Source organism: Granulicella aggregans (genome assembly GCF_014203275.1).
Taxonomy (GTDB): domain Bacteria; phylum Acidobacteriota; class Terriglobia; order Terriglobales; family Acidobacteriaceae; genus Edaphobacter.
The window spans coordinates 717,121-731,635 of sequence record NZ_JACHIP010000002.1 but is presented as its reverse complement, the minus strand read 5'-3'; the positions used below and the strand labels follow the sequence as shown (position 1 = coordinate 731,635).

Annotated in this window: 5 protein-coding genes and 1 tRNA gene; 3 read left to right on the top strand and 3 right to left on the bottom strand. The window is 59.2% G+C overall.

Going from position 1 to position 14,515, the window contains the following annotated elements; genetic code table 11:
• The first annotated feature begins 11 nt into the window (after positions 1–11).
• The 3 genes from HDF16_RS08350 (at position 12) to HDF16_RS08340 (ending at position 8,126) form a co-directional block, all read left to right on the top strand.
• Positions 12–88 (top strand) — tRNA-Arg (locus HDF16_RS08350).
• 270 nt (positions 89–358) lie between these two features.
• Entirely contained in the window at positions 359–6,310 is a 5,952-nt protein-coding gene (locus HDF16_RS08345) for an FG-GAP-like repeat-containing protein (protein WP_184215441.1), read from the top strand.
• A gap of 400 nt (positions 6,311–6,710) precedes the next feature.
• Complete coding sequence (locus tag HDF16_RS08340; RefSeq protein ID WP_184215439.1) at positions 6,711–8,126, top strand: sensor domain-containing diguanylate cyclase; 1,416 nt, start codon at positions 6,711–6,713, stop codon at positions 8,124–8,126.
• A 15-nt stretch (positions 8,127–8,141) separates the two neighbouring features.
• Here HDF16_RS08340 and HDF16_RS08335 read toward each other — a convergent pair whose 3' ends face one another.
• The 3 genes from HDF16_RS08335 to HDF16_RS08325 form a co-directional block, all read right to left on the bottom strand.
• The gene (locus HDF16_RS08335) at positions 8,142–9,143 is read right to left on the bottom strand and encodes an MBL fold metallo-hydrolase (RefSeq protein ID WP_221312604.1); all 1,002 of its coding nucleotides are present in this window, start codon (positions 9,141–9,143) and stop codon (positions 8,142–8,144) included.
• Positions 9,144–9,246: 103 nt separating this feature from the next.
• Positions 9,247–10,260, bottom strand: coding sequence for an MBL fold metallo-hydrolase (locus HDF16_RS08330; RefSeq protein ID WP_184215437.1), 1,014 nt, complete (start codon positions 10,258–10,260; stop codon positions 9,247–9,249).
• Positions 10,261–10,354: 94 nt separating this feature from the next.
• A complete protein-coding gene (locus tag HDF16_RS08325; protein WP_246408887.1) occupies positions 10,355–14,107 on the bottom strand; it encodes a TonB-dependent receptor in 3,753 nt (1,250 codons plus the stop codon).
• Positions 14,108–14,515 lie beyond the last annotated feature (408 nt).

Sequence of the window (14,515 nt, the reverse complement as noted above, 5' to 3'; positions counted from 1 at the left end):
GAAATAGCACCGGGCGAGTAGCTCAATTGGATAGAGCACCGGCCTTCTAAGCCGACGGTTGTGGGTTCGATCCCCGCCTCGCCCACCATCTCCTTTTCCTCCAAACTTGAATAGACGGCTCGACTAGATTGCGGGCACGCAATTCTGGCCGTCGCTCCGCCCATCCCCCGCCTTTTCTGGTGACAAGCGATGGATGCTGTGGTTCACTTTCTCTCGACACCTCTATGGACTATCGATCTGGCCTGAATTCGCGGGCGCTCCGGCTTTGAAGGAGGCGCATTGTGTTCGCCGGATCGTAGCTCTGCCGCACTGATCTTCACCAAGGACAGGCGAACAGTTGGGCTGTCGGGAGATCCAATTGCGCAATCTGAGCTGTTCGAAGATCGAGACCCCGGGAGCTATGTTGTTTTGCGGAGCGGTTTTACTGGCTGTCTTAAGCGGCGTTGCCGAAGCGGCAACGCCCGCGGTAACCGGGGCTCCCACAACGATCTCTACGGCAGGCCAGAGCGTAACCATGATCAGCCGCGATGGCTCGCGGCGCGAGTTCACGCGGCAGATCAAGGTCTCCACTCGGGAGACCCCCAAGGCGGTTCCTGCCTCAACTTCTTCGAAGGCCAAGAAGGCCGCACCGGCGGCCCGCATTGTGAGCGGTAACGGGCGGTTGAAGCCGAATCTCGTGCCGGGATATCCCGGTGCGGTGATCAACTCGCAGAGCTTCGGCAGCACGGTAGTCGGTGGAACTTCGTCGACGATCACGTTGTCGTATCCGTATCCGACGGGAGTCACCAGCCAAACCCTTACCTTCGCAGCGGGCTTGAATGGCTTTGCTGGGCAGGCGACCTGCAACTATCCTTCAGCGTGCACTGCTCCGCTTGCGTTTACGCCGGTTTATCCGGGATTGACGACGAACGCAGTGATCTCGAAGGACCAGAACGGTAACGTCATCTATGAGACTTTGCTCTACGCGACGGGCACCGCTTCGCAGCTCGGGTTCGACCTTGGCGACCTGTCCGTTACTACGGGCATTACGAACCAGCCGGACCATGTTGCCGTGGGGCCAGACGGGAACTACTACATCACCGACGCGTCTCAGAATGCGGTGTACAAGTACACAACGAGTTCTGGTTCGTCGGCGCAACTGGATATCTCAGGTTTAGGGACGCCGGGCGGCATGGCGATCGATGGTGCCGGTACTCTTTACATCGCCGACCGGACGCACAATACGATCGTCGCGTACAACGAGGCATTCGGGACACCAACGACGGTCACAACAAGCATTTTGTCGATTCCAAATGGGGTCGGTGTGGATGGAATGGGAGCGGTGTACGTCGCCGATACCGGCAACAACCGGATCATCAAGATCGACAATCAGGGAACGGAGACGACGCTTGCCAGCGGGATTGGTTCACCGACGAGTCTCGCGGTGGACGCCCTCGGAAACGTTTTTTATGTAGACGATCAGAACGGCGGCGAAGTGACAAAGCTGCCGATGGGGGGCGGCACTGGGGTCTCGATTGCAACCGGCCTGGGGACGTTGTACGACATTGCGGTTGATGCGGGAGAGCGACTTTATATCTCGACTTCGAATGGCGACACGCTGATCAGCCCGGACGGGGCAATCATCAACTACGGCGGCGGATCGAACTACGGGATGGCGGTGGACCTGGCGGGCAATGTGATTACAACTCAGCCGGGCAGTAGCGGTGGTCTTGCGATTACGAACCGCGCGGCCTCGAACTTCATTCTGACGACGCAGGTCGGTACGACGACGACGGGCGGAGACACGATCTCAAATACGGGAAACATGCCGCTGACGTTGAGCAACCTCTCGATCAGCGGGACGGTGTTTACGAAGGACTCCGCGAGCGGATGTGTGAACGGGAGTGTCATTCAGCCGGGGCAGAAGTGCGACTTCTCGGTGGACTTTGCGCCCCCGGCGGCGCAGAGCTACCAGGAGACGTATACGGCGACATCGAACAGCCTGAATGTGACGACGTCGACGAACGGCGATGTTCTGGCTGGATATGGCACGGGAGTGCCGACGGCTGAGTCACTCACTATCTATCCGAACCCGGTGATCACGGGGCAGTCGGTTGAGTTTATCGGCACGGTGTCGCGGACGGGCACAGGCGTATCCGGGACGACGAACGGGTCGACCAACTTCTATGACGGCACTACGTTGCTCGGAACGGTGAGCCAGGCAAACGGCCCATCGTATGCGATGTACTTTACGTCGACGTTGGCAGCAGGAACGCACAGCATCACGGCGAAGTACAGCGGCGACTCGATTAATGCTTCGAGCACGAGTCCGGCGCAGACTCTGTTGGTCACAGCGGGCGCGACTTCGACAACGACGCTGACTTCGACGCCAAACACACCGCGGCAAGGGCAAGCAGTGAAGTTCCAAGTGGTCGTGGCTGCGGGGACAACGACAAGCACTCCTCCCACGCCGACCGGCACGGTCACGCTGACGAACACGGCCACCACTCCGGCGACGGTGCTGGGAACGGCGACGCTCGCCGGCGATGGGACGGGGACGCTTAGGTATTCGACGCTGCCGGTGGGCAATGCTTCGGTGGTCGCAACCTACAACGGCGACGCAAACTATGGGACAAGCGAGAGCGCGGTGGACAGCTTCGGTGTCGCAGCGGCTCTACAGCCTGTGACGACACTAACGGTGTCGCCGACGACGGTCACGTACCAGACGCCGGTGTTGTTGAGCGCCACGGTGAAATCGGGCGACTCGAACCTGGGGTACGGTCAGGTTTACTTCTGCGATGCAGCGGCGACCCAGTGCGGCCTGACCGCGAATCTTGGGATCGCGCAGATCGGCATCGACACTCCCGCGACGCTCAAGCTCGCTCCGGGAACGATTGGGACACATAACTTCACAGCGAATTTTGTACCGCTGCCAGGGATGCTGGCGAGCCAGTCGTCACCGCAGACGGTGACGGTGACCGGGAAGTATCCGTCCACCACTAGCTTCACCACAACGGGCAGTGGCGGAAACTACAGCGCGACCGGAACCGTCGTGAGCATAGGGTCGAACACGGTTGCCCCGACGGGAATGGTCTCATTCCTGGATACAAATAACTCGAACGCGGTGCTGGGATCAGTCGGGCTCGGTGCGGGAGCGGTAGAGTTCTCGGCTGTTTCTCCGGCGGGTAGCCCGAATACTACAGGCTCAGGCTCCTATGCGCAGGCTGCCGGAGACTTCAATGGCGACGGCTTCCAGGACCTTGCAGTCGGGAACTACGAGGAGAACACCATCAGCATCCTTCTGGGCAAGGGCGATGGGACGTTCCAGCCGGAGGTGAAATACAGCGTCGGCAGCGAGCCGGAGCGAGTACTGGTCGCGGACCTGAATGGCGACGGATTCCTCGACCTCATCGTTGCGAATACGGGCGGCGGGTCGATCGGCGTGCTGCTGGGGAACGGAGATGGGACCTTCCAGGCACAGGTGAACTATGAGTGCGCTTCGCCGGTGGGCCTGGGTGTATTGGATATAAACGGGGATGGGTATCCGGATGTCGTTGCTGGCGACTACTACAGCAACACGATGAGTGTTCTGCTCGGTAACAAAGACGGCACGCTGCAGCAGGCGGTCTCCTATCCGACGGGTAATACTCCGCAGACGCTCGCTGAGGGAGACTTCAACGGAGACGGTTTGCTGGATGTCGCCGTGGGAAATAACGGAGACAACACGGTTGGGATCTTCCTCGGCAACGGCGACGGGACGTTCCAACAGATGGTGACTTACGCGGTAGGAACCGGCCCGCAGGGAGTGCAGACGGGAGACTTCAACGGGGATGGCAAGCTGGATCTTGCCGTGACGAACCACGAAGACGGGACGATAAGCGTATTGCTCGGCAACGGAGACGGGACATTCCAGACGCAGGTGACGTACGTAGTCGGCGGACAACCGGTTGGCCTGGTGATCGCAGACTTCAACGGCGACGGTAAGGAAGATATCTCCGTCGGAAACACGACGCAATCGAGCCTGACGGAGAGCATCCTTCTAGGCAACGGCGATGGCACATTCCAGACGCAACTTACCTATCCGACAGGAAACTTCCCGTATGGAGAGTCTGCTGCGGACTTCAATGGAGATGGATATCCAGACATTGGCATCTCGAACTTCAGCGACGGAACCGCTACAGTTCTGCTCAGCCAGGTGACCGAGACTGCAATGGGAATGCGGAACTTGACGATCGGCGGAAGCAGCGACACGCAGCACGCAGTGGAAGCCAGCTACGCGGGAGACACGAACGTATCGGCCAGCGTATCTGAGACGACGAACCTGGCCGGCGGTGGTACGACGACCGGAGCGCAGAGCACCACCACTTTGGTCATCACTCCAACAGCGGCGAGAGTCGGGCAGAATGTAGCGTTTGCGGTGCAGGTGACAGGTCTATCCCCGGCACCTTCCGGAACCGTGATGTTGATGAACACGGCGGTTACTCCAGCGTCGGTGCTTGCGACGATCACCCTTGATGGGAACGGCGCGGGGAGCTTCAGTACGACGTCGCTCGCGGCTGGAACCTACAGCGTCATTGCGAGTTACGGTGGGGATGCAAACTACCAGGCCAGCGCGAGCGCGGCGCAGACGCTTACGATCGCGAAGACAGCGCAGACGATCACGTTTGGTGCGCTGGGGAACAAGACTTATGGAGCCGCTCCGTTTACACTGACCGCAACAGCAAGTTCCTCGCTGGCCGTGACCTTCACCGTGACAGGTCCAGCGACCGTGACCGGATCGACCGTGACGATTACTGGAGTGGGTCAGGTCGTGGTGACGGCGGCGCAGGCGGGCAATGCGACCTATGCGGCTGCGACCTCCGTCTCGCAGAGCTTCACAGTGACGAAGGCAGTGCTGACGGCGACGGCGGCCAATCTGTCGCGTGCATTCGGAGCGGCAAATCCTACACTGACTTACGCGACGGCGGGCTTCGTAAATGGCGACACGGCGGCGGTGATTAGCGGTACTGCCACGTTGGCGACGACCGCGACGACCACGTCGCCGGCAGGAACCTATCCGATCACGTTCGCCACCCAGGCGTTGACCGCGACGAACTATAGCTTCACCTACGTTCCCGGAACGCTGACGGTACACGGTGGAGCGGCGCAGACGATCACCTTCCCGACGATTCTGAACCACATCGTGGGCGATGCGCCATTTACGCTATCGGCGACTGCCTCGTCAGGATTGGCTGTGAGCTACGCTGTGACCTCTGGCCCAGCCACCATCACCGGAAGCGTGGTGACGTTGACGGGTGCGGGAACGGTGACGATCCAGGCGACCCAGACCGGTGATACGACTTACGCGGCTGCGACACCGGTCTCGCAAAGCTTCACGGTGGCAACTGCGGCCGTACCCACGCTGTCGGGAATCTCGCCTGTCGGCGCGGTTGCGGGAAGCGCGGCGACGACGGTGGCCTTGACGGGCGCGAACTTTACGACGACCGATGCGGTCTTCGTGAACTCGACCATGCTAACCACGACCTACACTAGTACGACGACCCTGACGGCCGTGATCCCAGCGAACCTGCTGACATCAGCCGGTGCGTTGTCTCTTACTGTGACCGATACCGCCTCCGGAAAGACGAGTGCGGCGTCGAGTTTCGCGGTGGAGGTAGCGCCGGTGGTGGTCTTTACCGGCCCATCAATGGCGGCCTCGGGAGATCAGCCGGTGGTGACCTTTCAGTTGAAGCAGCCGTATGCGGTGCCCATCAACTGCCTGCTCACACTCACCTTCGTCCCTGCCACGTCGACGGGGATCGACGATCCTGCGGTGCAGTTCTCATCGGGTGGCAGAACGATCAACGTGACGCTCCCGGCGAGCTCGACTACGACGCCCGACGTGCAGTTCCAGGCGGGAACCGTTGCTGGAACGGTCACGGTGGCGCTCACGATCACGGCTGACGACGTGAATGTGACCCCTGCCAGCGTCACTCCAGTGGTAGTCACGCTTCCAACGGTGGTGCCGCAGATCGCGGCGGCGAAGTCCGCGAGCACGACGAGCGCGCTTACCGTTACTGTCACCGGCTTCTCCAATACCCGCGAGGTGAAGTCAGCGATCTTCCACTTCACGCCTACTCCGGGAAATACGATCTCCAACCCTGACGTAACGATCGACGTGACCTCGATCTTCGCCACTTGGTACAGCAATCCGATGTCGACCACTTACGGATCGATATTTACCTACACGCAGCCGTTCAACCTGAGCGAGGATGCCACTACGATTCAGGGTGTGACTGTAACTCTGGTAAATGCAGTAGGAAACTCCGTAGTTACAACCGCGGCGCAGTAGGATAAGTCAAACCGTACAGCGCTTCTCGATGTTTTGTAAAAGCATCGGGCGGCTGGGAGACAATCTTGTGTAGCCTATGCCCCATTGGTCTAGCGGGGGTACGCCCTTTGCGTATGGCAAGTTCGTACAAAACGTTGGAATATGCCGATAGTATGAAAATGGCCGACCGCGAAGGAAAGTTCTCCGGAGAGCCCTTGGATCCACAAACTCCAGGTGGACGCCGGAATTCACACGAGCTGACCCGTCCAGGCGGTCGCAGCCGGAGTGCGCTATGTTGTGGGGTTGACGGGTGTTGAACTCCGGCGAACTCATAGATGAAGTTACTGCATGGGGCGGACGGATCCATGCTTCGGCATCCCGGCTCCGTGATCAGTCTCCGCTGGCGTACGGCATAACGATCATGCTCATTAGCGCCTTTGGCGTCTATCTCAACTCCAAGCTGATCAATCCACTCGTTTTTTACACATCGCTGCATGCCATCTGCTGGCCGATCGACGGTCTCCTTATCGGCATTTTGCTCTTGTGTTCCCGCCGCAATTGGCCCTGGATCATGGCCGGCTACATGATCACAACCGGGACGCAGTTAAGGCTCCTGGGCCAACCCCTTTCGCAGGTTGCAGGGGACGTAGGCTGCAACGTCTTCGAGATGGTCTTTGCTGCAGCTATGCTCCCCGGCTTTACGAACCTGTCGGATTGGCTGCGGCGGCCCGGACTGATCCTTCGATTCAGCGTCGTGGTGCTGATCGGCGCGCCGTTGATACCCGCTGTTCCATGGTCGGCTTATACCCACGTTCATCTTGGCGAGGAGTTTTGGTCAACGGTCCAACACTGGGTCAGCGGAGACGCCCTCGGAATCGCACTTTTCACCCCGCTGGTTCTTGTCCTCGCCAGTCGGGAGACCTACCTCCTCCTGCGTCCCGGACAGCGTCTCAAGACCCTGGTCATGTTTGGCCTGCTGCTGGGTACGAGTTGGTTTATATTTCATCAGACCGCGTATCCGGTTGCGTTCCTAATCTTCCCGATCCTCGTCCTGATGGTCGATCGTGTTGGCTTTCCCGGCGCGGTTCTGGCTGTCAACCTAGTGACCATCATCGCGGCTCACGGCACGATCGGCGGTATGGGGCCGTTCATGTTCGTCCAGGGGCATCATGAGCCGTACCGGATCATGACTCTCCAGGCCTACCTCACCATTGCCATGGTCATGAGCTTCGCCATCACGCTGACCGCGCGGGATCGTGACGACTTCCAGGAGCAGTTGAAGCTGGCGCTGCAGCAGATGGAGGTCCTCGCGACGCGCGATGGTCTGACTGGGCTTGGCAATCGCAGGCTCTTCGACCAGACGCTCGACGCCGAATGGGGAAGGGCGCGGCGGCAGGGAATGTCCATTGGCCTGCTGCTGCTCGATGTCGACTACTTCAAGTCCTACAACGACATGTATGGTCACCTTGCCGGCGATCATTGCCTCTGCGCGATCGCCAGCAGCTTTGGCACACATCTGAAGCGGGCGGGCGACTTGGCGGCGCGCTACGGCGGCGAGGAGTTCGTGGTGCTTCTCCCCGGCGCTACGCTGGAAGACGCCAGCGTCATTGCGGAGTCGATTCGGAAAGGCGTAGAAGCACTTGGCCTGGAGCACAAGGGCAACGCCACCGGAGTTGTAACCATCTCGGTCGGCTTCAGTGCCGTAGTTCCCGGCACCGTTCGTCCTTCGCAGCGCCTCATCGCCGCAGCGGATGAGGCGCTGTACGCTGCCAAGCAGGGCGGACGCAACCGGGGGGTGAGTGCGTCGTCCCACGTACCCGAGGCCTGCGAAGCCTGATCCGAATTGCTCAGGCTACGGCTTCGTGTGATCCCATATGCGATCCTTCTCCTCCTGGCGATGCTTCTTGAACTTCGCTTCGTCTTCAGCCGTCATGAAAGACGGCCCGACCGGCCAGACGGAGATATCGCGCATACAGTAGCGATGCGGCGTGCCGTGCATGGAGATCACTGCGTCGTTCAACTCCAGCAGCGTTCCGCGGGAGAGCGCGAGTTCATGCTCGTTCGGCTGATACATGGTGCCGACAGGGTAGTCGACGAACGGCGTGGCCGTCTGCTCAATGTGGTTGCCCAGGATGTTTGCGATGGGCTTGCCCTCGGTGAAGGCGACCAGCCGTGCAAGGCTGGCGGTGAATGCGGCGAAGTCGTTGACATAGATGCGTCCGGGATAGACCGTGTCGCCGCCCAGCAGCACGGCTGTGCGCCGGTCGTAGAGCGCCACGCTGACCTTGCTGTGGCCCGGGATGGGGATGAGGTCGACGATGCGGTCACCAAGATCGAGGTGGCCAATGTCGGTCGGCCAGTTTGCGATCCCGAAAAGTTTCTTCGTCGCTTCTACCTCTGAGGGCGTGAAGGTAATGGGCATGGCAGGATCGCTCAACGCCTGAAGCTCTTTGTCGCCCCACGTATGGTCTTCGTGTTCATGGGTGTGAGCGACGATCACCGGGATGCTGGTGCGCCCATTGCGTGCCAGCCAGTTTTTCACCGTGTGCTGCAACGCGGGTGCGAGGTTGCCGTTGCGTGAGCCAGTGTCCATTAAGAGAGCTTTGTCTTTGCCGAAGATCAGAAAGATGAACGGCTTCTCGTAGTCGGTGCAGGGCGATTGGCGAAGGATGTAGAAGTCCTTGTTGTACTCATGCACCTGCCATTCAGGAATCTCCATGCACTTCGGCAACTGCGAGTACCAGTGATCGGGCAATGTGCCGCGTTCGATGTTGCCGCCGTCCGGCTGTGGGAGTTGCGCGACGGCGAGGGAGGAGACGAGGCACAGGGTGGCGGCGAAGAGTGGCAGCTTCAAGATGGTCTCCTGAGGATTAAGTCGGTGAACCTAAAAAACGGTAAATCTTTCGTCGTCGATCACAACGGCGAAGGATCGCAACATGAGCGCGGTCGTGCGTGGCTTATTTCTGCGGATCCCACATGTGATCCTTCTGCACTTTCATGTAAGCCTCAACGTGTTTCCGTTCTTCGCGAGTGATAAGCCCGAATTCCATGGGGTAGATGGAGAAGTCGCGCATGGCCAGACGACGCGGTTTGCCATTCATCGAGAGAAGGGCGTCCCTAAGCTCGACGAGCGAACCCACGGGCATCGCCAATTCGTGCTCGTCCGGCTGGAAGAGCGTGCCCTCTGGATAATCGAGGAACGGCGTTGTTGTTTGCTCGATGTGATCGCCAAGAGTGTGTGCGATCGGCTTGCCTTCGGTGAACTTGACCAGCCGGACAACGCTCTCCTGGAATTCGGCGAAGTGCTCTACAAAGATGCGTCCGGGGTACAGCGTGTCGCCGGTGAGCAGAACGCCGGTATTGCGATCGTAGAAGGCCAGATCCTCGTGGGTGTGGCCGGGGATGGGAACGATGTCGAGAATGCGGCCGCCTAGGTCGTACTGAACCACATCCGTCGGCCAGTTCTTGATGCCATAGAACTTCTTCTGCGCTTCGATATCGGAGGCGACGAAGGTAACGGGGAACGCGGGATCGTTCATCGCCTGCACCGCCTTATCGCCCCAGGTGTGGTCTTCGTGCGAGTGCGTGTGGGTGACGATCAGCGGGATACTGGTACGGTGATTGCGCGCGAGCCAGCGATCCATGACGATCTTCAGCGACGGCGCGAGATTGCCGTTGGCGGAGCCGGTATCGGCCAACAGCGCTTTGTCCTTGCCGAAGAAGAGGAAGATCAACGGCTTCTCAAAGTCTGTATACGGGGACTGCCGCAGGATGTAGAAGTCCTTGTTGTACTCATGGATCTGCCAGTCGGGCATCTCCATGCACTTGTTCCCCTGCGAGAGCCAGCGCGCGGGCAGAACACCGCGTTCAAGACCGCCACCGTCGGGTTGTGGAAACTGCGCGCGAGCGAAGCTCGAAGTAAGGCAGAGAGCGGCAGCGAAAATGGCGTTACGGCAAAGGCTGTTCGGCATGCTTTCCTCTCGTGATGAACGCTGAGCTTAGAGAAAGAAAAGGCCCGGACCGCAGGTGTGAGCTTTGCAGTCCGGGCCTTTTACAGGTTGAGGTTTAGAAGGTGTACTTGCCGGAGAACTGCATCTGCCGGGGCTGCAGCAGAAGAGAACTGGTGCCCGGCTGGTTCGTGGTGGTGTTGGCCGACTGGCCCGCCGAGTTCTCATAGGTCCCGAAGGCTGATGTGGTTCCATCCATGTTCGGCGTCGCAAAGCGGTTAGTGTTGATGACGTTGAAGACTTCGACCGAGATGCGGAACTGCTGCTCGCGCCAGGTGTGGAAGCTCTTCGCGAGGCCGTCGTCGATCGCAAGATAACCATCGGAGCGGAAGTTGTTACGCTGGCCTGCTTCTCCGACATAAGCGAATCTCAGATTGGCCTTGGCCTGTTCGCCTGTCATCCCCTTCAGGGCTGTCTCAGTTTGTGACGCCGCATCGTAGCGGTGGCCGCCTGTGGAGATAGGACCAACCTGGACCATGTTGCTGTTGTTCGCGAAGTTCGTCGCCCAGCCGTTGTATCCAACTGCGCTGAAGGGAAGACCGGTGCTGTAGTGGACGACACCATTGAGCTGGAATCCACCCACGATGCGATCCATCAAGCCGCCCCGATTCAGGAACATCTTCCCGAGACCGAGCGGAAACGGTGCTGTGTAGTTGGCAGTGATGTTGTGGCGAACATCGAAGTCTGAGTTCGCATACCACTGGTGGGGCATAAAGGAGTTGAGGATCGAGCTTCCGCCCGAGCCGTTCCGCTCCGGGTCCGAGCCTTCGTCGATGGACTTTGAGAAGGTGTAGTTTACGTCATACTCCAGGCCCGAGCGCAAAGCCTGGCGGACCGAAAGCTGCATCGCGTGATAGTTGCTGACACCGGTAGTGGACTGTACGTAAATCGAAGATGTCTGGGGGTAGAAGTAGCGGAAGGACTGGCCTGACGCTGAGGTTGTAGAGTCTGTGTCCGCGATATAGAGCGCGTTCGTCTCGTTGCCCCGATTGACGGCGAAGAGAGAGTAGTAAGCCTGTGCTCCCTTGTACCCGTTGAACTGCAGGTTTGGGAAGACATTGTGGAAGTAGCCGCTATCGGGAACGGTGGAGGGATCGACCCCCGCGTCGACCATCTTGTCGAATACGGTCGCGGCCTGGAAGTAGGTCTGGCCGCTGCCCGAATCATAGAAATTGGTGGGCATGGCGACGTCAAGATTCTGTAGTAGATGCCGCCCGAGGCGTCCAACGTATGAGGCCGTAACCGAGATGCTCTTCGGGAACTCGTGTTGCAGGGTGAGGTTGAAGGTCTCCGCGTACGGAGTCTTCTGCTTGTCGTTGATGCTGTGATCGAAGGTGAAAGAATTCTCCTCGGGAGTGAAAGGCAGCTGTAGCACGTCCGTTGCTCCGGCTGGCGCGGGAACGTCGTGGTAGCCGGTGAAGCGAGGATTGGAGTCAATGTTCGTAAAGGTAGCCAGGTTCGTCTTTGACAGAGAGAACAAGGAGCTCGAGTTGGACTGGTAGGAATCGATCACGCCGGTACCGAAGTGGTCGAAGCTTAGCGCGAAGCCGCCGCGAACAGAAGTTTTATTGTCGCGCGTGGCATAGGCGAACGCGACGCGGGGAGCGAAGTTCGCTTTCTGCGCGCTCCAGAAATTCGGCTGGCCATTGGGTGAGCCGGAAGCGCGGAAGGATACATCCGTGTCGTATGCCTGGCCCTGTGCCGCTGCCGATACCCGGTTGGCGAAGAAGGTATTCAGCGAAATGTCAGGAGCGATCTGCTGACCGTCCTTTTCATATGGAACGCCTAGATAGACGTAACGCAAGCCGGCGGTAAGGGTGAGCTGTGAGGTCGCCTTCCATTGGTCTTGGATGTAGTACTCCTGCTCGATGTTCTTGAACGTGTGGGTGGGGACGTTACCGGTGTTGAGTGGCACGAGCGTATTGCCCTTCACCTGGAACTCAGTTCCGGAGCTTGCCGTTTCAATCGCGCCGACATTGGAGATGATGTCGCTGTTATAGAAGCTTTGAAAGGTGTTGTCGACGGGTGCGCAGTTCGCACAGTTGAACGCGGCTGGATCAAGGCTGCCACCCTGGTTTGCGATCGCGGCAGTCGAGAGCAGGTTCGGGCTCACGTATCCCGTTGAGAGCAGCGGCTGGTCGAAGTATTGACCATTGGAGATGAAGTAGAGGTTAGTGCCTGCCTGGATGGTGTGGCGGCCCTTGACGTAGGTGAAGTCGTCGGCGAAGTTGTTTGTCGTGACTCTGTAAAGATACGACGTGGTAGCTGCCGTAAGCGTACTGAAGGCACCGAAGTTGATAAAAGGTTGGCTGCCGGTGCCGCGGGATGCGCTTCCGACACGGCTCAGGCCGTAGCGGGCATTGTTGGTCATCTTGTCGTTGATCGACCAAATGTGGCCGACGGCTATGCCTTTGCTGTTCCCGTAGACGCTGGAGGATGCCGCACCTCCCAGAAACTGCTCGGGAGTTAGCTGGTTGTCGCTTTGCAGGTTGCCACGGGCGAAGACGCTCATCTTCGGCGTGATGTTGTAGTCGAGGCGAACGATGTTGGTGATCTGGCTGATGGGCGCGGGCGATGCAAAGTTATAGTTGCCCACGTTCAGTGAATCTGAGTTGCCGGGCGCGTTAGCGAGAGGGAACTGCTTGAAGTAAGCGATGGCCGCGTCGTTCGTGACGGGTGAGTAACAGGTCACCTTGGCGCACGCCGGGTCACTGGCGGTGCCGTCCATCTGCGCGATGTCAGTGGGGGTAAGCGTTTTATAGCTCTTATCCGTCGCTTGGTAGGTGACATTGCCTGTGACGAGTCCGGCCGCGGCGCCATTCGTCGTGAACGCCGAGGGCACCGTCTGGCCTACGGAGACGTCGCTTGACTGTTTGAATCCTTCGTACGCTCCGAAGAAGAAGAGCTTGTCTTTCGAGAGTGGCAGACCAAGGGATGCGCCAAAGGTGTGCTGAAGGACCTTGGCAGGAATGTTGGGTGAGCCCTGGCTCAACTCTGCCTGCTTAATGAACCAATTGTTGCCAGCGGCGGCGGGATCGCGATAGTACTCATACGCGCTGCCGTGCCAGGCGTTTGTGCCGCTGCGAGTTACAAGTGAAACCTGGGCTCCTGACGAGCGGCCGGCATCAGCATTGGAGTTGGTAGTGGTGACGCGGAACTCTTCCACGGAGTCGCGGGTGGAGCGCAGAGCTCCATTGAAGGCGTAGCCGAACACTTGGTCGTTATTGTCGACGCCGTCGAGCGTGATGTTGCTCTGGTCCTGGCGGGCACCATTGACAATGCCGGTCCGGGTGTCGGTGTTCAGTCCACCAGTCGCGGCGCCGCTGTCGAGCGCCAACACGCCGGGCTGCAGCGAGAGAAGATAGGTCACGTTATTCGCGAGGTAAGGCAGGTTCTGTACCTGTTCGCTGTTGAAGGCCTTACCCAGCGTGGCATCGGAGGTGTTCACCTCCGCCAAGCTCGTCTCAACCGTCACGCTTTGCATGGTGCCGACAGCAAGCTTGAAGGACAGCTTGAGCGGCGTGGCAACGAGGGCGTCGACCGTCTGTTGCACGTCGTTGAAGCCGGAATACGAGACCCTGACCACATAGCTGCCTGGCTGTACCTGCTCGAAGGCAAAGTTGCCGTTGCCGGAGGTAGTAGCCGTCTGTGCCGCGGCGTTTGCCTTGTTTGTGATAGTCACTTCGACGCCAGGCATGATGGCTCCGGAGGTGTCCGTCACGCTGCCGCTGATTGTCGTGGTGTTCGTCTGCGCGAACAGCGCGACGGAAGAGAGCAGGATAGCCAGCATGGCCAGAACGATACGTTTCAAAAGAAACCTCCTGAAAATAGGCGTGCGGGATCGTAATGATTCTTGGGGGCGACGCTGCTGAGCTTAGGCCTCCAGGCGCCTTTGAAGGGCCTGCGGCGTGCTGTCGCAGTTTCTTTCCAGACAGAGACTCCGCTTCAGAAGTCTCTGAAGAATGCGGAGGACCTCGGCGGTCCGAACAGGCGTTGGGCCGAGATCGTACTCGTCTGCTTCAATGCGGTCCGGGATAAAGGAATCCGGGCCGATTGGCAAGGGTGCTATGTTACTGGGTCGATGAAATCGATTATGCGGCTCGCTCGCGCGGGAGATCAACGTGATCGGCCATCCCGTTATCGCGGCTATAGAAGATCGTGATGATGGTCGCATTAGAGCGCCTCATCGCGTCGCTCGGCAGCTTCCCAACGATTGCCT

Bases quoted from the DNA above. Each gene is read 5' to 3' on its own strand.
- HDF16_RS08330 (WP_184215437.1), bottom strand. From the start codon at position 10,260: ATGCCGAACAGCCTTTGCCGTAACGCCATTTTCGCTGCCGCTCTCTGC.
- HDF16_RS08340 (WP_184215439.1), top strand. From the start codon at position 6,711: ATGCTCATTAGCGCCTTTGGCGTCTATCTCAACTCCAAGCTGATCAAT.